Here is a 21,685-nt window from a genome sequence, read left to right as displayed (position 1 = left end):
AATAAAACTACCAAAATACCTCTAATGTATTTTGGTAGTTAAGTCTCTAGCTGCGAATATGTTGTAGCCTTCCAGAAGGTGATTTAATTTGTAACTTCATTAATTATACTATTAATATAATTTAGTACTTCTTTCTTTTGTTCTATAGATTTACCTTTTACTTCTTCTATTGTACTCAGAATTTTGTTTGCTTGTTCTTTTTGCGTTTTATTCATATATTCAGTGGCACTTTGTATTTTTTGTTTTGCTACTGCTAATTGGTTATCTGTATCTTCATCGCTTGTCATGTCTAGATCTTCAGATTGCGTTTTTGTTTCCTTAAATCCAACAGTTCCTATTATTTTATCATTTCTAATTACAAAGCTCTTTATCTTAATAGGAAGTATATCTGTTTTAATTTTTATTAGATTGTCCTCAACATAAAAGACATCATTACTCTGCTTAGCAATTTGAGACATTATAAGTTCTTTAGGTAATGTTAGCTTTCCAACTTTAAAATTATCAGCAACGTATGTAATTTCACCATTAGAAACATTTAGCTTTCCCGTGGACGATAATAATAAATTAAGCTTTTTATAACTGAAAGGAGCCTCAATTAAAATTTTATCATTTTCAATTTTTGTATTAATTTCTTTAACAGTTATATCACCCTTACTTATAGGCTCTTTAAAATATAGATTAATCAACGCATTCATATTCTCTTGAGTTATTGTAAACTGCCCACTTTTTAACAGTATGTCTTTTTCAAGTTCCTGTATAACATTTGTGGAAGCCGTTTTTTCAACCACTACTTCACCATTATATAAAATCATGCTTGCAAAAATTGCCAGTGACATGAGTAAAATAATTGGCACCCATATTAGTTTGCTTCTCTTTGATCTCTTATTTCTAGCCATATTCTCCTCCTTAGTCCCTTTACTTATATATGTTACCACAATTACTATAATTCGTAACTTTAAATTAAATAATTAACAAATATTCTCTATTTAACGACATTTTAGAAGGAAAGTCTCCCTCTTCTATAAGAGGGGGTTACGGACTCTAAAAAAATGAAACTACCAAAATATCTCTAATGTATTTTGATAGTTTCCTATTTATTTCTTCCTTATAATCCAGAAGCTTTTCTTAATTGTTCAGCGTTGCCTCGATTTATATTCTTAAATAATGCATCCTTAACTCTATCCTTGCTAGCATCATCCAAAATACTATAACTCGCCTTAACAGAAGCTTGGTCATGTGTAGCATCATAGGAAGGATTAGATTTCATTTTGCCCACAGTTGACTGCATCTTCAATATTACCTTTTGCTCTTTTGAAGTCTTTACCTGAGAATATGCACCCTTTAAGTCATCCTGCGCTTTTGTTAATGAAGCGCGCTTAGTTTCTTTTTGTTCCTAGATTTTTTTTCCTTTTCCACTGTAACCTTTTTAACCTTATTAACCTCTGTACTTATTTTTTCTAATTCTTTCTCTTTCTTACTACTTGAAGATTTATTTTTAAATTCATTCACAGTATTGCTAATATTATTTATTACATTTTTCTTTTCTTCTATAGATTTACCATCCGCTTTATCTATGGTATTTAGAATTTGTGTTGCTTTTGATTTTTCTTCATTATTTATAAGTGCGGTGGCACTTTGTATTTTTTGTTTCACTGTAGCTAGTTGCTTATCTATCTCTTCCACATTCTTTGTATCAATATCTTCAAGTGGAATTTTGGCGATCTGTTTCGCAGCTGTTCCTAATATTTTATTATCTTTTACTTTCAAACTATTTATCTTAAAAGGAATCACGCTTGGATTAATTTTTATTAAATTGTCCTCAGCATAAACAGTCTTATTATTAGTCTTTGAAATTTGTGACAACACTATTTTTTTAGGTATTGTGAGCTTGCCAATTTTAAAATTATAAGCAGTATATGTAAATTTTTCTTTAGTAAAATTTATCTTTCCCTTGGACGAAAATAATAAATTAACCTTCTTATAACTGACAGGAGCCTTAATTACAAGTTCATCATTTACAATCTCTATATTAACTCCCTTAAGAGTTATATTTCCCTTAATTTCAGGCCTTAATAATTTGCTTAACTCATCTATGTCATTTTGAGTTAATTCAAATTTTCCACCTTTTCCCTGTATATTTTTAAGTTTATTTATAATCTCTGAGGAAGCCGTTTTTTTAAATACTAATCCATCATTGTATAATATTAAGTATGCAAAAACTACTAGTGCTCCTAATAAAATAATCAGTATCCCTATAAGTATATTTTCCTTTATTGTTTTATTTTCCGACATATTCGCCCCCTTTTTTCATTAATATTTATATGTTACCACATTTAACATAATTTTTAACTCTAATTCACATAGTTCACAAAAAATTTTTCTCTAACTGTAAATAAAATTGGTCATATTATACTTATCTAGAAAAATTGCGGTACAAGCCTTTTGTATGATATTATATATCTAATAAACAAAACATATTAGGAGGATATTATGGGTACACAAAAAACACCTTATGTTAATCGGAAAAACCATTACGATACTCTATTAAAAAAGCAAAAACAAACCATAGGTTTTATAAGCTTATTAAGATTAATAGTTTTCGTATCTGGATTGGGCTTTACAATTTTCTTTTACATGCGAACTACTTACTATTTAAGCCTTTTAATATTAGTTACCACTATCATCACATTTATAACTTTGGCAATTAAACATAGTAAGATAAAACGCAACAAAATTAGATGTTCGATTTTATGTAAAATTAATGAAAATTGTCTAAAACGCATAAATAACAATTGGAAAGATTTTTCTGATAATGGTGATGATTTCAGCGATGAAAATCACAGTTACTCGAAAGACCTAGATATATTTTCTGATAACTCCCTTTTTCAATGGATAAACACCTGCATAACTTATCTTGGTAGACAAAAATTGAAAGATTCTCTTTCCGCCCCTATTTATAATATTGATGAAATACATAAAAGGCAGGAAGCCATAAAAGAGCTCGCAGGGAATATTGGATGGACACAGAGATTTGAAGCGGAAGCAATACTTAGTGAGAATAAAAACCATAACCCAGGGGAATTGTTTGAATGGGTAAAGGATAAAAATGAGTTTTTCCTAAAACCCCTAGTAATAACTATAATAAGGATATTACCAATAATAACTCTATCCCTTATGGTATCATCATTTGTTTTTTCTAAAGTGTCTTACAGAATACCCCTTTTAGCAATTGTCATTCAGATAATACTTCTTTTAGTTGGATATAAAGAAGTAAGTAGAAATTTGGACACTGTATATAAATATAAGGATTCAATTTATATATATAATAAACTCCTTATGCATATAGAAAAGAAGACTTTTACCTCAGGCTACTTGATCAAATTAAAAGAAAAACTTGTTAATAAGGATAGAATGAACGCTTCTTTTCAAATTAAAAAACTAGTAAATTTAGTAACAGTAATATCTGACAGAAGGAATATGTATTATTTGCCTATAAATATCCTCCTCCTGTGGGATTATCAATGTTTAATTAATCTTCAGAAATTTAAGAAAAAGAGTGGTTCTTCTTTAGCAACTTGGATAGATGTTATAGGTGAAATCGAATCCTTAAATAGTTTATCAATTATATCCTATGAACACCCAGACTGGGCAATTCCAAAATTTAAGGACGGATCCCCTATCTTTGATGCTAAAAATCTTGGCCATCCACTACTTGGAAGTAACCGAGTATATAATGATATCCGCATAGAAAGATCACAAAATGTTCTTTTAATAACAGGTTCCAATATGTCCGGTAAAAGCACACTTCTTAGAACTACAGGTATTAACTTGGTTTTAGCCTATGCCGGTGCTCCTGTATGTGCGCAAAGTTTTAGCTGCTCTATAATGGACATTTATACTTGCATGAGAACAAGTGATAACTTAGAAAAAAATATTTCTTCCTTCTATGCAGAACTTTTAAGAATAAAAAAGCTTGTAAATGCTACGAAAAACAAAACTCCAATTTTCTTCTTATTAGATGAAATCTTTAAAGGAACTAATTCTATAGATAGACATACCGGCGCTAAGATACTAGTCGCCAAACTAAGCACTGAGAATGCACTAGGCTTTGTATCTACCCACGACTTAGAACTAGGTGACATAGAGAATACCAATAAAAAAGTTAAAAATTATCATCTTAAAGAATATTATAAAGATGATAAATTATACTTTGACTATAAACTCAGACCCGGAGTATCTACCACTAGAAATGCATTATACTTAATGAAAATGGCCGGCCTTGATATTCCACCTGACATTGAAATTCCAAAATAAAAATAAAAAAAGTATATATTACTATCAATGCATTCACTTCACTATGAACTACTAATTTTTTTTTAATTAATCTGCTAAAAATAAAATTAGAAGTTCTAAAGCTCGCTTCAATGCACTATACGTAATATATACTTTTTTTTGTGCATAAAAACATTTGTTAGAAACTTGATTTCATTAAGAGTTTCTGCTCTTCTTATTTGAAGTCACTTCCGGAGAAAGTCATACTACTATGCGGTTATCCCAATATGTATATCTATCATCCAAGGAGGAAATCTTGCACTCCCGTGTAACCGAATCGAAGTGCAGATAAGCACGGCTCCCGAAAAAAGTTATCAATATTATTTTCCACAAGCTGTTTCCTATATATTAAAAAATTAAAAAAAGTTGTATAAGATTAACCAAAGGATAAAATATCCAATGAAGGCTTATACAACTTTTTTTGTGATTTTTTTTGTTTACTATTTCTTTTAAATACATCCATAAGAAAGCGTAACATCATTTAATAATTAGGTTAATCATAAGGTCAATCATTCCATCATATATATTAAATAATACTTTAGGATGGAGATGATATTTGTGAAATTGAAATCAATAACAATGATACTAGAAATACTTTTATTTATTGTTGGTCTAACTGGATGTATGATGATATTTATGGGAATAAAATTACCAACAATAATGGTAACAATAAGTACAACGCTTTTAATTATTTGTAGTTCCTTCGACTTTATAAAAACTCGAAAACTGCGAAAAGTAGTATATCCTTTAATTATAATTTATTTTTTAGTAGGAATACCTATTGTGGAGAAATTTATAGAAAATGAAGCTATTTTAATGGGATTTCCTATATTAGGTTGTGTTATTACTATCATATTTATTTATAAGGACTCAATGTTAACCAAAAAAGAAAAAAATTATAATATTAATAAAGAAAATTAAGACTGTATTTGATAATGCAGCCTTTTATTATAATCAAAATTCAAAGATTTTTAGATAAGGATTATTGAGATTTCTCATTCTTTTTTGTTTTCCGTCTCTCTTAGATACATCTTAGTTTAGCTTCATACTGATGCATCTTATATTTAAAATTAGCAATTTAAGCATGTATAAATTTTAGCAATTTCCCTATGTTTCAATAGGTTTTTAATTTTATTTTAGAGCAAAATAATATCATAGTAACATTGTGAAAGGAGAAATCTTATGAAAATTAATTTAAAATTTAAAAATTTTATTATACTACTTTTTATAATCACTTTTTTAAAAGGTTCCTTCTTCGCCGATTTTGTTAGCAAAAGCAAAGACTATGAAGATAGATATGGTGTCTATCTAGTCTTAGCTGAATGATTCAATAAAATACATTAAATCAAAAAAAGTTGTATAAGCTAACTAAAGGATAAGATATCTAATTAATCCTTATACAACTTTTTTTGTGTATTTTTTTATAATTTTATTAATTAGTTATACCAACTTAAGATGATATCCCCTTAATCTCTAAAATGAAACCAACATAAGGACGTTGAAGTAAGTTAGCATGCAGTCTTTTGTTATATTCGAAATCAACATTAATTTTAAACATATTCAAAATTTAAAATTAACAACTATGATAACAAACCCGCAAGCCTATAAAAGACCTTTGGCAGGAATTATTGAGATTTCTTAATCTTTTTTTGTTTACTGCCTCTCTTAGATACATCTTAGTAATGATAATATGAACTTTCTCCGTAAGTGACTTAAAATAAGAAGTACAGAAACATTGAAATCCCATTTAGAAATTCTTCTTTTGCCAATATAAAATTCCCGTAAGCCTGCCAGGACGGCAGGCTAGCGAACCCGATACAGGATGTCGAGTGTGAGCGCTAGAGAATTTCATATTCGCAAAAGATTAGGATTCCTTAATGGAATTTCACGTTTCAAGCTCTTATTTCAAGACACGCAGGAGAAAGTTCATATGAATGCACTTATTTTTTATATCCCTCTGGATGACTTTCATGCCATTTCCACGCAGTTTCTATAATAGTTTCAAGAGAGGCATATTTAGGCTCCCATCCGAGAATTTTTTTAGCCTTTTCACTAGAAGCTATAAGCACTGCAGGATCTCCGGAACGTCTAGGAGCCATTTCAGCTTTTATTTCTTTTCCAGTAACTTTTCTTGTTACGTCGATTACCTGCTGAACAGAAAATCCTTGCCCATTTCCAAGATTACAAGTTATGCTGTCTTCGCCGCATCGTAGCCTTTTCACTGCTAGTAAATGAGCACTAGCAAGATCAGTTACATGGACATAATCTCTAACACAAGTACCATCCTCTGTGTCGTAATCATCTCCAAATACCATAATCTTTTCTCTTTGTCCGAGTGCTACCTGAAGAATAATAGGAATTAAATGTGATTCTGGTCTATGGTCTTCTCCTATATTTGAGCTTATATGTGCACCTGCTGCATTAAAATATCTTAGTGCAGTATATTTTATACCATAAGCATTATCACACCATTTTAAGATTTTCTCCACACAAAGCTTTGATTCTCCATAAGGATTAGTAGGAAAAGTCTTATCATCTTCAAGTATAGGAGTATTATCTGGCTCCCCGTAGGTTGCTGCAGTTGATGAGAAAACTATATATTTAACCTTATGATCTCTCATAGCCTTAAGTAAATTTATAGTAGATCCTATGTTATTTTCAAAATACTTTAGAGGCTCTGTAACACTTTCCCCTACCAATGAATCTGCCGCAAAATCTATAACTGCATCTATAGTATTCTCCGTAAAAATCTTATTAAGTATTTCATCGTCTCTTAAATCTCCACAGTAAAGCTTTCCACCAAGCAATGCATCATTATGTCCCTTTTGGAAATTGTCTAAAACAACTACCTCTTCCCCTTTTTCTAAGAGCTCAGCTACCATATGACTTCCAATGTAACCCGCTCCACCACATACTAAAATAGCCATTAACTAAATTCTCCTCTCATAAAAACTTATTTAATAAAAAAATCATATATCCATATTTATTTTAACACATTATTTGTATTATTCATAAATTTGTTATTTAGCCAAATTATTTCTATATAGTTGACAATGCAGTACTGCTATCATATAATACATTGAACAAATATATAAGCTTTTCAGCATTGTACTAAAAAGCTATTTTTTATTGGAGGTTCTATCAATGGATTCTGGACCCATACTTAGTAATTACTATATAAAATTTAATATTATTATAGAGGAAGAATTCATTTATACTAAGGATTTGAACTAACTATACGCTTTTTTACATGTCTTATTTTTTAGCAACCTTCTTCCTCTAAATAGAAATTAGGGGGAATAGCATGTCGCATAGATTAAATGAAAAAGAACTAACTGAATTTTTGCTAACTGAAACTATAGAAGAAATAAATAAACTTATTCAGTTCATTCATCCTACCGATATTTTAGTAGCTATTAGGCAATATGATGGAGATAAGATCAATTTATTTCAAAAACTATCTCCAAATGTGATTGCAGACATTATTGATGATGCAGAAGCTGATGAGAAATATGACCTCTTATCCATTCATTCAAGTATCACACAAAAGAAAATTATACACGAGATGTCATCAGATGAATTAGTAGATTTATTAGAAGCTGTTTCAGAAGATGAAGCTAAAAGTATCATGATAAAAATAAATAAAGAAGATGTTGACGAAGTAAACGAATTGCTAACTTATCCTCCAGACAGTGCGGGAGGAATTATGGCCACTGAATTTATCAGTGTACGAGAAAATATGACTATAGGTGAGACCTTACATTATCTTCAAAAGGAAGCTACAGAAGCAGAAACTTCTTATTATATATATGTAATAGGCGAAAATGCTCTTTTAAAAGGAGTTATATCTTTAAAAGACATAGTACTAAGCAACTTTGATGTAAAAATCGCAGATATCATGAACAGTAATGCCATGAGCGTACCTGTTAATATGGATCAAGAAGAAGTTGGGCACATTTTCGAAAAATATGGATTTTTAACTATGCCCGTAGTCGATGATGATATGCATATCTTAGGAATAATAACTGCAGATGATATAATGGGAATTCTTAGTGATGAGCATACTGAGGATTTATATCGTCTCGCGGGTTTAAAAGAAGATGAAAAAGTTACTGGTTCTCTTAAATCTTCCATCTGTAGTAGATTACCCTGGTTATTTGTAAATCTAATAACTGCAATCCTTGCAGCTGCAACCGTTAGTTTTTTTGAAGGCACCATTCAAAAGGTTGTAGCCTTGGCCGTCTTCATGCCAATAGTTGCAGGTATGGGCGGTAATGTAGGTACCCAAACTCTAACTATTATTATTCGTAGCATAGCTCTCGGCGAAATAGACGCTAAAAATTCCAAGAAAATACTATTAAAGGAATTCGGTGTAGGTCTATGTACAGGTGTTGCAGTGGGTATTACAGTAGCTTTATTAGGTTACTTTTGGGAAAAAAATATTATTTTTGGAGTAGTTATTGGTCTTTCTATGTTGTTAAACATGATGGCAGCAACCATAGCAGGTTTTGCAGTACCAGTTATACTAAAAAAGATCCATATTGACCCAGCACTTGCTTCTGCTGTATTTGTTACTACAGTAACTGACGTTTTAGGTTTCTTCTTCTTTCTAGGCCTTGCAACGTTATTTTTACCTTACCTAATATAATAAATAAAAACTACCAAAGTGTATTATTAGATATAACATACTAAGTATAGGATAGAAAGTAAAAATATTTACTATTTATTCTATATTTTTTATACTATATATATTAGCTTAGAATCTTGTTATTCCTTTTAAAATACTACACATACCAAATAAAATAATAACCGTACCAATTATTTTATCTAAAAAAATAAAGCTCTCACATTTATATATTTTTTTAGATTTCTCTATTAAATTCGTAGTAATTAACCATTGAATAGCAGAACCTACAAAGATTGATATAACAAAAAATACATGATATAACCATGTCTTTTCGTCAACATATATACCTATTTTAGTAAATATAGCAAAGAAAATTAAAAATGTCATAGGATTGGATAACCCCATAAAAAAATGAACAAAAAATGGATGTATTCTTTCTTCTTCAATATCGGCTTTCATTTTTCTTTTTTCTACTCCGCTACTAAGGATATTAATTCCAACGATTAAAAATAAAATTCCGACTAACCCATTAATAACACATCTGTGCTTGTTTACAAAATCGTCTATACAACTTGCCCCTAAAACTGCTAACAAAGAATAAACTAAATCTGATGTAATTGCACCAACTGCTGAAAAAAAGCCTATTTTCCACCCCTTATTTATAACTCTTTGTATGGATAATAGCCCAAGTGGCCCAATGGGCAAAGAAACAAACATACCTATAATAATTCCTTTTAATAAGAACATCTCTTTATTAAATCACTCCTCATAATTGTACATTAGCAAGAAACTGTATCCATAACAATTTGTAATTCACCAAACTCTTTCATAACACACCCTCATTCCTTAATAATATTTCTTACCAATAATTATATACTATATATATACATAATAGTACACTAACTACTTTATAGAAATTAAGTTATAAAAATCCTTAGCATTTGTATCTATAAATTACTTTATTTTTATAATTTAAGAATTAACTTTTCCTAAGAAGAAGTAATTCTCTATTTACATTATTAATGTATTAATTTATACTTGGTTAAGAAAAGCAATAATATTTACGTACATTATTTAACAAAATATTATACCTTGGAAGGGGGGAATTTATCAAAAGTTGAATATTACTTTTGATAAAACCAAAATGCCAAATGGCTCTGTTTTAAAACCTGTTTATAAAAAAATAGCTATTGATATTGCTAATAGAATTCTATCTGGAGATCTTCCTATAGGCGATAAGCTATACGGTCGCTCTTCACTTGCAAGCCAATATAACGTATCACCAGAAACTATAAGAAGATCAATAACTCTTCTAAGTGACATGGATATAGTTAAAGTAACAAAAGGCAGTGGAATAGTCGTAAACTCAGTAGATAATTGTTTGAAATTTATCAATAAATTCAAAGATATAGATTCTATGAGTTCTCTAAAAAAAGAGGTTATTGATTTACTTGAAAAGAAAAAAGAATTAGATAAAAATATAGAATATTCTATTGATGAATTAATGGATTATTCTAGTAGATTTCAGAATAGTAACCCTTTCACACCCTTTGAGTTTGAAATACATTCTGAAATGAGTGTCGTAGGTAAAACTATATCTGAAGCTGAATTTTGGCAAAATACAGGAGCTACAATAATTGGTATAAGACGAGATGAAAAATTAATACTTTCTCCCGGGCCACAAACTATATTTGAATATAATGACATATTTGTGGTAATCTGTGATGAAACTAGTTATTATAGGATTAAACTCTTTCTCTATAAAAAATAAAACTCAAAAATCCCTTACATCGCAGATGTAAGGGATTGATTTTTGCTTGAATTTTCATTGAATTAAAAAAATAATCTTTAATAGTATACTAGTAACTTGAACATACTAGCAAATTTTATATATTAGCCCATTCTTTACAAAGTAACAACCCAATGATATGATTAAGTTGTTGCTTTTGCAATAAATTGGGGGGTTTTAATTTGATTAGAGGATATTATGTAATTTTATATACATTAAGAAATCAATTCATAGATATGGAGGTAACTGTTAATGAATAGTATAAATTCTTTTATAAATTTCGTAATAAGTAGACAAGCTGAAATATTCAATTTATTTATACAACATATTCAACTGACTATATTTGCAATATTGATGGCTGTGTTAATAGCAGTGCCCCTTGGAATACTTATAGTTAGGTATAGAAAACTCTCGGGTCCTGTCATTGGTTTTACAAATTTAGTTCAATCAATACCAAGTCTCGCATTGCTCGGGTTTTTAATACCTATAATTGGTATCGGCAGCAAACCAGCAATTATTATGGTAGTTATGTATTCTCTTCTACCAATTCTAAAAAATACATTTACAGGACTAACTAACATAAATCCTTCACTTATCGAAGCAGCTGACGGTATGGGACTTACCAATACTCAGGTACTACTCAAGGTTCGTTTTCCACTAGCTATGCCTATTATTATGTCGGGTATTAGAATATCTTCAGTTACAGCAGTAGGACTTATGACAATAGCCGCTTTTGTAGGAGCTGGCGGTTTAGGCTCCTTAGTCTTTACAGGCGTTTCAACTGTTAACAATAATATGATCCTATCGGGGGCCCTTCCTGCTTGTTTTCTTGCTATTTTTCTAGACTTTATTATAGGCAAGGTAGAAACTATAGTAATTCCGGAAGGAATAAAAGTTTCTCAAGGCGCAAAAACACTAAAAACTAATACTATCTTTGACAGCAAAAGATTTAAGATCGGAACTGCGGTATTAGTTCTTATAATTATTATCTCATCAGTAACTACAACTTTTATTAAAAGTAAAAATACAATAGTTGTAGGTTCTAAAAACTATAGCGAACAATTAATACTTGGAAATATGGTAGCCTCTTTAATAGAAAGTAATACAAACTATAAAGTTGAAAGAAAAATGAATTTAGGTGGGTCCATTGTAACACTTAATGCTATAAAATCAGGTGCTATAGACATCTATGTGGAATACACAGGTGTGGCCCTCGTAAATATAATGAAAAAAGATTCTATAAGCGATCCTGACAAAGTTTACAATCTAGTTAAAGATGGTTTTAAAAAGGATTACAATGTAGAATGGTTAAAACCATTAGGTTTCAATAATACATATGAGTTAGCGCTTAAACAAGATCTTGCTAAAAAATATAATTTAAATACTATTTCAGATTTAGCAAAAGTTAGCAAAAATTTTGATTTAGGATGCACTATGGAATTTGCAAGCAGAATGGATGGTTATCTTGGATTACAAAAACTATACAATTTAGAGTTTAAAAATGTAAAAGGTATAGATGGCGGACTTCGCTATACCGCACTTCAAAATAATGAAACTCAAGTTACAGATGCATTTACTACTGATGGTTTGCTTCAAAGATTCGATCTAAAACTTTTAAAAGACGATAAAAAATTATTCCCACCTTATTATGCAGTTCCTATAGTACGGGAAGACACACTAAAAAAATATCCTGAAATAAGACCTGTACTACTATCCTTAGAGGGTAAAGTTACCGCTAAAGATATGCAAAAACTAAATTATAGAGTAGACAACGGTGAGGACCCTAGAACAGTTGCAGAAGACTTTTTAAAATCTAAAAAACTAATAGATTAAATTAAATAGGAGGCTATATTTTGATTGAATTTAAAAACGTAAATAAAACTATAAATGGAAAACATATTTTAAAGGATGTAAATATTACTATACAAAACGAAGAGTTAGTTGTTTTTATTGGACCTAGTGGTTGTGGAAAAACTACCACACTTAAAATGATTAATAAATTACTAACCCCATCAACGGGTGAAATTTTTTTAGATGGAGATAAAATCCAAGATAAAAACACTATAAAACTTAGGCGTAATATGGGTTACGTTATACAGCAAGCGGGTCTTCTTCCTCACTTAACTATAGGTGACAATATTGGTTTAATACCATCCATAGAAAAGATTCCAAAGGATGAAATAAAGAAAAAGGTAATTGAGCTTTTAAATTTAGTAGGGCTAGATCCTGATGAATTTATTGATAAATACCCTAATCAGTTAAGTGGAGGCCAGCAACAAAGAGTTGGAGTTGCAAGGGCATTTGTAATGAATCCTGAGGTAATCTTAATGGATGAGCCTTTTAGTGCACTAGACCCTATAACAAAAACACAACTTCAAGATGAGGTATTTAATATACAACAAAATTTCAAGAAAACCATAATATTTGTAACTCATGATATGGACGAAGCATTAAAACTCGGAGATAAAATTTGTATTATGGATGCTGGCTGCGTTGTTCAATTTGATACTCCAGAAGAAATATTAAAAAATCCTATCAATGACTTTGTACGTGACTTTGTAGGTAAGAAAAGAATATGGAATCAACCTGAATTAATTAAGGCAAAAGATATTATGATAGAAAAACCTATAAAATCAGTTGCAGAGCGAACAATACTCCAAGCAATTGAAATAATGAAGTCTGCAAATGTAGATAGTTTACTTATTGTAGATAAAGCCAACATTCTATGTGGACTTGTTACCTTAAAACATATTAGATCAACTCTAAGAGCGAATCCAGATAAAACTATAAAAATTAAAGAAATAATGCAAAAGGAACTTATAACAGTAAATCAAGAAGATTCTATAATAAATATATTAGAAGTTATAAAAAAAGAGGATATAAATTTTGTTCCTGTAGTAGATGATAACAATAAACTATCAGGCCTTCTTACTAAGAGTAGCCTTTTATCTATATTAAGTAATCAGTTTATAGATATGGAGGTAGATGTAGATGAATAGCATTAATTCTTTTATGAATTTCGTAATAGATAGAAAATCTGAAATAATAGATTTATTTATTCAACATATACAATTAACTATATTTTCAATTTTGGTGGCAGTGTTAATAGCAGTGCCTCTTGGAATACTTATAGTTAGGTATAGAAAACTAACAGGTCCTATCATTGGGTTTACAAACGTAATTCAATCTATTCCCAGTCTTGCACTTCTTGGATTTTTAATACCTATACTTGGTATTGGAAGCACACCAGCTATCATTATGGCCGTTATGTATTCTCTTCTACCAATTGTAAAGAACACATTTACAGGACTCACTAACATAAACCCTGCACTTATTGAAGCAGCTGATGGTATGGGACTTACCAATACTCAGGTACTACTCAAAGTTCGTTTCCCACTAGCTATGCCGATTATAATGTCAGGTATTAGAATCTCTTCAGTTACAGCTGTAGGACTTATGACCATAGCCGCTTTTATAGGCGCTGGCGGTTTAGGATCCTTAGTCTTTACAGGCGTTTCAACTGTTAACAATAATATGATCCTTGCCGGAGCTATTCCTGCTTGTTTTCTTGCCCTTTTTCTAGACTTCATTATAGGCAAGGTAGAAAACATAGTAATTCCAGAAGGAATAAAAGATACTCATAAAACCCCAACGCGAACTACTAGATTCTTTAAAAACAAAAAAACTCAACTTTGGGCTTCTGTCTTAGTTGTTATAATCATTGTATCAACAGTCGCTTCAAGTTTTGTTAAAAGTAAAGACACAATAGTCGTAGGCTCTAAAAACTTTAGTGAACAATTAATACTTGGAAATATGGTAGCTTCTTTAATAGAGGCTAAGACGGACATTAAAGTTACACGAAAATTAAACTTAGGTGGAACTAATGTAGTATTTAATGCTATGAAGTCAAAAGATGTAGATGTATATGTAGAATATACTGGAACAGGTCTTGTAAATATTCTAAAAAAACCTACCATGAGCGATCCATTTAAAGTTTATGATGTGATGAAAAATGATTTCTCAAAAAATTATGGTATAGATGTAATGAAACCTTTAGGATTTAATAACACTTATGTAATCGCCGTAAAAAATGATTTTGCTAAAAAAAATAATTTAACTACTATTTCTGATTTATCAAAGATAAGTTCTAAATATAATGCTGGTTTTACTATGGAATTTGCAGCTAGACAAGATGGTTATCTTGGAGTTAAAAAATTATATAATCTAAATTTCAAAGGTTTAAAAAGTATAGATGGTGGACTTCGCTATACCGCACTTGAAAAAGGCGAAACACAGGTTTTAGATGCATTTGCTACCGATGGATTACTTGAAAAATTTCATCTTAAACTTTTAAAAGATGATAAGAATTTCTTCCCACCTTATTACGCAGTTCCAATAATAAGAGCAGAAACACTTAAAAAGCATCCTGAGTTAAAGGATGTATTACTCATGCTCGAAGGTAAAATCACAGATGAAGATATGCGAACTCTTAATTATAGAGTAGATAATGAAGAACAACCTAGAAAAGTTGCAGAAGACTTTTTAAGGTCCCAAAAATTGATAGACTAAAAAAGAAAAAAGTATATATCACTATTAATGCATTCACTTAGCTAAGAACTTACCTGTATTGTTATGAGTCTCTCCAATTCATAAAAAAAGTTATCTACATTATTTTCCGCAAGCTGTTTCCTGTATAATAGTATAAATTTTCTCCGGAAGTGACTCCAAATAAGAAGAGCAGAAACATTGAAATTCCATTTAGAAATTCTTGTTTTGTGAATATAAAATCCTCGTAAGACTTCCAGGACGGGAGTCTAACGAACCCGAGACAGGATGTCGAGTGTGAGCGCTAGAGAATTTTATATTCACAAAAGATTAGAATTTGTTAATTGAATTTCACGTTTCAATCTCTCATTTGGAGTCACGCAGGAGAAAGTGCATCCCTTTTACCTTAAGGTCTCATATCGCTTGCTTTTCCTATTGTGCCCCCAAGTCCATCCCATAGGTAATTATGTTCGTTCACCCCACTTTTAAAATTATTGTCTTTCCACCTTTCAAGAAATTGTAACAAAGTCGCTTTATCAGGATATTTACTTTTTGTAACTTCCGCAATTAGTTGGTTGCATTTGTCGGGGGTTATTTCTATTTCACCCCATATTTTCCCATCTTCTGCTACAATTTTACTGTTTATCATTTTATGCATTGTACTATAAAGTGATAACTCATCATCACTTATTTTTTCTACGGTATCATTTGCTTTTATCTCAACCGCCTTATTAACTAACTCTTTATTTAACTCAACTGCTTGTACCGTTTTAGGGCTTTCCGTTTCAGTTAATTTATGTTGTGTAATATAGTAACTTCCTGTACCTATTATTGCAACCACCAATACAATGCTACTTACCACAAGCCATCTACCATGTAAGGGAAAGATTTTACCGCTTATAGCATGGAATTTGTCACTTACTTTATTCTGTTTCATACGATTTTACCCCCTTATATTTACAGGCTTTTTATAGCTAGCCTGAAGCTATTACATTTTTCAGTTTTTATGAATACGATTTCATATTACTTATTTTCTCTATACCTTATTTATCTCCTTCGGGCTATTTATCTCCTTCGGGCTATTTATCTCCTTCGGAGCTATTCACATTATTACAATCATAAAATAACATCCCCTGTAATATTTTAGTATGTTAGACATTTATAATTATACCACATTTGTAATATTATTCCAATAATTATTTAAAAAAAGTAACATAATGTATTACTGTATAAAATATCATAAAATTAGAGTAAAAATCGCATAATTACATGATTATATATGGCAATATATTGTATTATATGCTAATATGTAAGAATAAGTATATTTAGTATGTTAAAAAAATTGGGGGAAATATGATGGAAACTACTTTTAGTAGCAAAATAATAGAACCATTTTTATATTCGTGTGATAATATTATAACAGGGGTTAATAAAGATTTTCTTGATTTTACAGGGTATACGTTAGATGAATTGTTAGGTAGATCACTCACAGAAATAGGAGAAATGCTAAAAATCAACTCACAAATACTTCTTGATACTATAGATAGTAACTATTCAGGCTATATATTTACAAAATCCAGTCAATCAAGAGAAGTTAATATATCGCTTTCTCATATTAAAGGGACGAATGAAAAAATGTATACTTTTATTGAGAACCCAAATTCCAGACTTAATGACAAGCTCATGTTTGTTGAGCAATCATTTATAGATAACATATCGGGTGTAGCTATTTACAGTGTACCTGATTTAATATTACTTAAAGCGAATCAAAAATACCTTGATTTTACGGATTCTCATTTTAATAAAGAAAAAAATAGTATAGGTAGACCTATTAGAGAAATTGTACCTGGATTTTCCGGAAGCCAAGTTGAAGTTATTTATAATACTGTTCTTGAGTCACAAAAGGCAAACTATATAAAAGATTTCAAATTTGATAACTTTGCGAGAGGTATAACTTATTGGGATTCTACCCTATCACCTATATTTGAGAACAATAAGATGAAGTACCTATTTCAGACTACTATTAATGTTACGCAAAATGCTATTAAAAATCAAATTGTAAAGAGGACGCCCAAGCTAATTAAGAATCAACCTGACTTGGCCTCCGTGCGATACCGATTTGAAATGTTGAACAGAGTGGTAGATACTTTTGATTTACCTGTTATTAGATTATCATGTCCAGATTTAAAGATTATTGATATAAATAAAAAGGCATTTGATATTATTAAATTGCTACGGCCTGATTTTAAATCAATTAAGCTTATACGAAATAATAAGGCTGAAAGTTTACTAGGAACTCTCAAAACAACTGAATATTACAAATGTATTAGTGAGGTTTTAAAAGAAAAGAAAACTATGTACTTAAATAAAAAAAAATATTTGATAAATGGGGACGAGATATATTGGAATCTTATATTTGAACCAGTGTTTAAATTAAATGGAGAAATCGAGGAAATATTAATTTTAATAATAGACGTTACCCCTGAAATAAAGTCTAATATAGTAATGGAAAAAGCATTAAAATTGCAGGGAGAATTTCTAGTTAACATATCCCATGAACTTAAAACTCCATTAAATGTTATATTTGCAACAACTCAGTTATTAAATATGTATTGCACTGGTGAATCCCTGGACGAAAAGAAGGATTCAATTATTAAATATATTGAATCAATTAAGCAAAATTCCTATAGATTATCTAAAATGATTAATAACATAGTTGATTTATCAAAAATTGAAGCAGGGTTCTTTAAATTGAACCTATCGAATAATAATATAGTCGAATTTGTAGAAGAAATAGCTATGTCTGTAACAAATTTTACTGACAGCAAAGGATTAAAAATCATTTTTGATACAGATACAGAAGAAAAAGTTATCGCTTGTGACCCAGAAAAAGTAGAGAGAGTAGTATTGAATCTTATATCAAATGCAATAAAATTTTCAGATGAAGGCGATGAAATATTTGTAAATGTTAAAGATAAGAATGAATTTGTTGAAATATCAGTCAAAGATACTGGTGTCGGTATCGAAGACAAGTACTTGAATATGATATTTGATAGATTTAAGCAAGTAGACAAATCACTATCAAGAAATGCAGAAGGTACAGGTATTGGCTTAAGTTTAGTTAAGTCAATTGTAGAATTACATGGTGGTAGTATATCTGTTGAAAGTGAATTTGGGAGTGGAAGTACGTTTACAGTTAAACTTCCGTCTAAAAAGGTACTTAATGAAAATATGCTATATAATAGCAAAATGAAAAGTACAAATGAAACCGTGCGAGTTGAGCTTTCAGATGCTTATTCATAATCTCCATATTTAGTAATATAATTATACAACAATTACAGGTCCGTTTTTAATTTATTATGGTCCGTTTAAAAAGGTAAAAACCACAGCTCTATAATGGTATAACAAATGAAAATGAGAAAGGAAATGTTGTAGGATTAACTAAATCGGGAAAGTTATTAGTTGGTCCTCATTCCATTAAAGATATGAAAAAGATTGGAGCAACTGAAGCAGTATCTTTTGGCCCCGCCATCATAGTTAACGGAAAGAAAACTATAAACAGTGGTGATGGAGGCTGGGGCATTGCACCTAGAACAGCTATTGCACAAAGAAAAGATGGTGCAATAATATTAATAGTAATTGATGGTAGGCAGCTAAATAGCTTAGGAGCTACTTTAAGAGAAGTACAAAACGAATTGTATGAATTTGGAGCTTATAATGCTGCTAATTTAGACGGGGGTTCTTCTTCTACCTTATATTATAATGATGAACTCATAAACACTCCTTGCGACAGCCTAGGCGAAAGATCAGTACCTTCAATTATATATGTAAAAAGAAAAACAATAACGCACACGAAAATAGATCAACAGATGGAAAAGTAAGATACCGCAAATAAAAACCGCTGAAATAAATATATTTCAGCGGTTTCTTTCCCTTTGCTTTACCAAGGGTTTTGGTTTATATTATGTTACCTTTAATGCGGTTTCCCTACCTTTCTCTGTAATCTTCCACATATTTATATTCACATTTGAGCTACTACAACAGCTCGCTTTTTTAGAACTACTTCCACAATCACACCCATCTGAGCACGTCGCCATATCTTCCTTTTCAATATATCCGAGCCTCTGAAGTTGTACTAGCATTTGCTCAACCATACCTTCATCTATTCCTAATTCCTTGGCCATAATATTATTAGAATACCTTCCGCCTTGAGCTAATCTTGCAAGTACTTTCATTAACATAATACACCCTCCCTTCTATTTTAATTTTGATATTAATATTCATTCTCAATAAAATTCTATACTTATTTAATTTATACTACCTAAAGCCTAAAAGCCTTCCTATTTGGTATACTAAAACTGCTGCTATCCAACCAATAACGCAAGTATATATTACTGCTGCAATAGCCCATTTTCTCGAGTTTGTTTCTCTTCTTATTGCACCTATTGTAGCTGCACAAGGACAATACAATAAAGTCATTACCATAAACGCTAAAGATGTAAGAGGTGTAAATGCCTGTTGAATAGCCGCAGTTAGTGATGCATCATTTGATGCTGCATAAACTGTTCCCAAAGTACTAACTACTGCTTCTTTAGCAGCAAGACCTGTTATAAGTGCCACTCCTGCCTGCCAAGTTCCAAAACCTGCTAGTTTAAATATTGGAGCAATAACTGACCCTACTGATCCAATTAAACTCTCTCTAGTTCCTGGCTCAACGCCCACTGGTAAGTTTGAAAGTACCCAAACAATTATAACCAGGCCCAATATAATTGTACTCATCTTTTTTAGAAAATGAGATGATTTTTCCCACATATGAATAAATACACTTTTAGCTGTAGGTATACGATAAGGTGGAAGTTCCATTACAAAATAAGATTCTTCTCCTTTAAATACTTTCGCGCTTAAAAATTTACCCATTAATATTGCAACTGCAATGCCTAGCGTGTAAAGGCCAAATACAATAACTCCGCTTGCATCAAAAATCCAAATTTTTCTGCCTGCAAAGAAAGCACCAGCAAACAATGCATAAACTGGAAGTCTTGCACTACAAGATACAAAAGGATTTATAAGTATAGCTACCATTCTATCTTTTCTACTATCTAGTGTTCTTGTAGACATAATTCCTGCTACGTTACAGCCACTAGAAATTATAAGGGATACTGCTGTTTTACCATGAAGCCCTATAGAATTCATAAATTTATCCATTATATAAGCTGCTCTTGCCATGTATCCGCTATCTTCAAGAATAGCTATAAGAAAATACATAGTGAAAATCATAGGTGTAAACACAAGTACTGCTCCAAGTCCTCCTATTATTCCATCAGTTATAAATGATTGTAACAGTTCAGGAGTTCCCATACTAGCTAAAATGCCGCCAACAAAATCTCCTAGAGCAGTAAATCCACTATCTACTATTCCCCCTAAAAACTCATTCCCAAAAGTCATTGATAGCTGATACATAAGAAACATTACTAATGCAAATATCGGTATTCCAAACCACTTGTGAGTAGTCCATTTATCTATTTTATCAGAAGTACTTTCTACATTTGATATTTCTTTTTTAACACTGTCTTGTGCTACTTTACTTATTAGTTCGTATCTTTTATCTATTATAAATGCATCTGGTTCATAACCTATTCTTTCAATTAAATTTTCTATACTTTTTTCTAATGTAGTATTTATCTTTTCGGCATTTTCATTCTCATTTACATATTTTTTTATATATTCATCACCTTCTAAAAGCTTAAGCGATGCCCACTTCACTGGGTATTCCAAATTTTCCGGCCCCTTTGAAAAAGTTTCTGCAAGTAACTCAATTTCTTTTTCTATATCACTACCATAATTAACTCTAAAGACATTATGTCGCTCTGAATCGCCTATTTTTATGGCTTCCCTTATAAGTTCTTTTATACCTTCACTCCTAGTTGCCACTGTGGCAACCACAGGTGTATTTAAAGCTTTTGATACTTTATTAACGTTTATTTCTATGTTTTTGTTTTTTGCTTCATCCATCATATTAAGTGCTAAAACCATCTTTGCACCAGTTTCTAAAATCTGCATAGTTAAATATAAATTTCTTTCAATATTACTTGAGTCAATCACATTAATTACTACATCTGGTTTACTTTTCAATATAAAATCACGAGCTACTACTTCATCATCTGAATATGCTCCAAGACTATAAGTTCCTGGTAAATCAACCACAATTATGTTTCTGCCTTCAAATTTAAATTTACCCTCTTTTTTTTCAACTGTAACTCCTGGCCAGTTACCAACATGTTGCTTGGAACCAGTTAGTGAATTAAATAAACTAGTTTTCCCACAATTAGGATTACCAGCTAACGCTATTACTAAATCTTTACTATTACTACTCATGTCACTCATGTACTCCC

General features: G+C 30.7%; 16 protein-coding genes and 1 pseudogene. 9 read left to right on the top strand and 8 right to left on the bottom strand.

Annotated features, from left to right (window positions below; all coding sequences use genetic code 11):
- Positions 1 to 83: 83 nt before the first annotated feature.
- The 3 genes from ACWJJ7_RS14405 to ACWJJ7_RS14395 all read right to left on the bottom strand — a co-directional run bounded on the left by ACWJJ7_RS14405 (position 84) and on the right by ACWJJ7_RS14395 (position 2,292).
- Complete coding sequence (locus tag ACWJJ7_RS14405) at positions 84 to 896, bottom strand: hypothetical protein (protein WP_462962697.1); 813 nt, start codon at positions 894 to 896, stop codon at positions 84 to 86.
- 209 nt (positions 897 to 1,105) lie between these two features.
- Complete coding sequence (locus ACWJJ7_RS14400) at positions 1,106 to 1,288, bottom strand: hypothetical protein (RefSeq protein ID WP_462962696.1); 183 nt, start codon at positions 1,286 to 1,288, stop codon at positions 1,106 to 1,108.
- Between the two features lie 74 nt (positions 1,289 to 1,362).
- Entirely contained in the window at positions 1,363 to 2,292 is a 930-nt protein-coding gene (locus ACWJJ7_RS14395; RefSeq protein WP_462962695.1) for a hypothetical protein, read from the bottom strand.
- 198 nt (positions 2,293 to 2,490) lie between these two features.
- Between ACWJJ7_RS14395 and ACWJJ7_RS14390 the strand changes: the two genes are divergently transcribed.
- Entirely contained in the window at positions 2,491 to 4,314 is a 1,824-nt protein-coding gene (locus ACWJJ7_RS14390) for a MutS family DNA mismatch repair protein (protein ID WP_462962694.1), read from the top strand.
- Between the two features lie 576 nt (positions 4,315 to 4,890).
- Positions 4,891 to 5,253: a hypothetical protein gene (locus tag ACWJJ7_RS14385; RefSeq protein WP_462962693.1), complete on the top strand. Its 363-nt coding sequence runs from the start codon at positions 4,891 to 4,893 to the stop codon at positions 5,251 to 5,253.
- Positions 5,254 to 6,272: 1,019 nt separating this feature from the next.
- Here the strand turns inward: ACWJJ7_RS14385 and galE are convergent.
- On the bottom strand, positions 6,273 to 7,259 hold the full coding sequence (galE, locus tag ACWJJ7_RS14380; RefSeq protein ID WP_462962692.1) for a UDP-glucose 4-epimerase GalE: 987 nt from the start codon (positions 7,257 to 7,259) through the stop codon (positions 6,273 to 6,275).
- Positions 7,260 to 7,636: 377 nt separating this feature from the next.
- On the opposite strand from galE, the gene mgtE reads away from it, so the two are divergent.
- Positions 7,637 to 8,980, top strand: a complete 1,344-nt coding sequence (gene mgtE / locus ACWJJ7_RS14375) for a magnesium transporter (RefSeq protein WP_462962691.1) — start codon at positions 7,637 to 7,639, stop codon at positions 8,978 to 8,980.
- Positions 8,981 to 9,088: 108 nt separating this feature from the next.
- Here mgtE and ACWJJ7_RS14370 read toward each other — a convergent pair whose 3' ends face one another.
- The gene (locus ACWJJ7_RS14370) at positions 9,089 to 9,706 is read right to left on the bottom strand and encodes a LysE family translocator (RefSeq protein ID WP_462962690.1); all 618 of its coding nucleotides are present in this window, start codon (positions 9,704 to 9,706) and stop codon (positions 9,089 to 9,091) included.
- A 397-nt stretch (positions 9,707 to 10,103) separates the two neighbouring features.
- Between ACWJJ7_RS14370 and ACWJJ7_RS14365 the strand changes: the two genes are divergently transcribed.
- The 4 genes from ACWJJ7_RS14365 to ACWJJ7_RS14350 all read left to right on the top strand — a co-directional run bounded on the left by ACWJJ7_RS14365 (position 10,104) and on the right by ACWJJ7_RS14350 (position 15,317).
- Positions 10,104 to 10,730, top strand: a complete 627-nt coding sequence (locus ACWJJ7_RS14365) for a TrkA C-terminal domain-containing protein (RefSeq protein WP_462965001.1) — start codon at positions 10,104 to 10,106, stop codon at positions 10,728 to 10,730.
- A gap of 270 nt (positions 10,731 to 11,000) precedes the next feature.
- Positions 11,001 to 12,581 carry an ABC transporter permease/substrate-binding protein gene (locus tag ACWJJ7_RS14360; RefSeq protein WP_462962689.1) on the top strand — a complete coding sequence of 527 codons (1,581 nt, stop codon included), beginning with the start codon at positions 11,001 to 11,003 and terminating at the stop codon, positions 12,579 to 12,581.
- 20 nt (positions 12,582 to 12,601) lie between these two features.
- Entirely contained in the window at positions 12,602 to 13,747 is a 1,146-nt protein-coding gene (locus ACWJJ7_RS14355; protein WP_462962688.1) for an ABC transporter ATP-binding protein, read from the top strand.
- Positions 13,740 to 15,317, top strand: a complete 1,578-nt coding sequence (locus tag ACWJJ7_RS14350; RefSeq protein WP_462962687.1) for an ABC transporter permease/substrate-binding protein — start codon at positions 13,740 to 13,742, stop codon at positions 15,315 to 15,317. Before ACWJJ7_RS14355 ends, ACWJJ7_RS14350 begins: the two co-directional genes overlap by 8 nt.
- Positions 15,318 to 15,699: 382 nt before the next feature.
- Here the strand turns inward: ACWJJ7_RS14350 and ACWJJ7_RS14345 are convergent, their stop codons facing one another.
- Entirely contained in the window at positions 15,700 to 16,230 is a 531-nt protein-coding gene (locus ACWJJ7_RS14345; protein WP_462962686.1) for a DUF6241 domain-containing protein, read from the bottom strand.
- 419 nt (positions 16,231 to 16,649) lie between these two features.
- Between ACWJJ7_RS14345 and ACWJJ7_RS14340 the strand changes: the two genes are divergently transcribed.
- A complete protein-coding gene (locus ACWJJ7_RS14340) occupies positions 16,650 to 18,596 on the top strand; it encodes an ATP-binding protein (protein WP_462962685.1) in 1,947 nt (648 codons plus the stop codon).
- Positions 18,597 to 18,682: 86 nt separating this feature from the next.
- Positions 18,683 to 19,174 (top strand): annotated as a pseudogene (locus tag ACWJJ7_RS14335) (phosphodiester glycosidase family protein); the annotation flags it as partial.
- Positions 19,175 to 19,255: 81 nt separating this feature from the next.
- On the opposite strand, the gene ACWJJ7_RS14330 reads toward ACWJJ7_RS14335, so the two are convergent.
- Together ACWJJ7_RS14330 and feoB are read right to left on the bottom strand one after the other, a co-directional pair.
- On the bottom strand, positions 19,256 to 19,534 hold the full coding sequence (locus ACWJJ7_RS14330) for a FeoC-like transcriptional regulator (protein WP_462962684.1): 279 nt from the start codon (positions 19,532 to 19,534) through the stop codon (positions 19,256 to 19,258).
- 76 nt (positions 19,535 to 19,610) lie between these two features.
- Positions 19,611 to 21,677, bottom strand: coding sequence for a ferrous iron transport protein B (feoB, locus tag ACWJJ7_RS14325; RefSeq protein ID WP_462962683.1), 2,067 nt, complete (start codon positions 21,675 to 21,677; stop codon positions 19,611 to 19,613).
- Positions 21,678 to 21,685 lie beyond the last annotated feature (8 nt).

The sequence above is a fragment of the Clostridium sp. CM042 genome (genome assembly GCF_055080995.1).
This window is presented reverse-complemented; position numbering and strand designations above follow the sequence as displayed.

Excerpts from the sequence above, each read along its gene's own strand:
- ACWJJ7_RS14405 (WP_462962697.1), bottom strand. The coding sequence starts at position 896 with ATGGCTAGAAATAAGAGATCAAAGAGAAGCAAACTAATATGGGTGCCA.
- ACWJJ7_RS14400 (WP_462962696.1), bottom strand. The coding sequence starts at position 1,288 with ATGCAGTCAACTGTGGGCAAAATGAAATCTAATCCTTCCTATGATGCT.
- ACWJJ7_RS14395 (WP_462962695.1), bottom strand. The coding sequence starts at position 2,292 with ATGTCGGAAAATAAAACAATAAAGGAAAATATACTTATAGGGATACTG.
- ACWJJ7_RS14390 (WP_462962694.1), top strand. The coding sequence starts at position 2,491 with ATGGGTACACAAAAAACACCTTATGTTAATCGGAAAAACCATTACGAT.
- galE (WP_462962692.1), bottom strand. The coding sequence starts at position 7,259 with ATGGCTATTTTAGTATGTGGTGGAGCGGGTTACATTGGAAGTCATATG.
- mgtE (WP_462962691.1), top strand. The coding sequence starts at position 7,637 with ATGTCGCATAGATTAAATGAAAAAGAACTAACTGAATTTTTGCTAACT.
- ACWJJ7_RS14370 (WP_462962690.1), bottom strand. The coding sequence starts at position 9,706 with ATGTTCTTATTAAAAGGAATTATTATAGGTATGTTTGTTTCTTTGCCC.
- ACWJJ7_RS14365 (WP_462965001.1), top strand. The coding sequence starts at position 10,104 with ATGCCAAATGGCTCTGTTTTAAAACCTGTTTATAAAAAAATAGCTATT.
- ACWJJ7_RS14360 (WP_462962689.1), top strand. The coding sequence starts at position 11,001 with ATGAATAGTATAAATTCTTTTATAAATTTCGTAATAAGTAGACAAGCT.
- ACWJJ7_RS14350 (WP_462962687.1), top strand. The coding sequence starts at position 13,740 with ATGAATAGCATTAATTCTTTTATGAATTTCGTAATAGATAGAAAATCT.
- ACWJJ7_RS14345 (WP_462962686.1), bottom strand. The coding sequence starts at position 16,230 with ATGAAACAGAATAAAGTAAGTGACAAATTCCATGCTATAAGCGGTAAA.
- ACWJJ7_RS14340 (WP_462962685.1), top strand. The coding sequence starts at position 16,650 with ATGGAAACTACTTTTAGTAGCAAAATAATAGAACCATTTTTATATTCG.
- ACWJJ7_RS14330 (WP_462962684.1), bottom strand. The coding sequence starts at position 19,534 with ATGTTAATGAAAGTACTTGCAAGATTAGCTCAAGGCGGAAGGTATTCT.
- feoB (WP_462962683.1), bottom strand. The coding sequence starts at position 21,677 with ATGAGTGACATGAGTAGTAATAGTAAAGATTTAGTAATAGCGTTAGCT.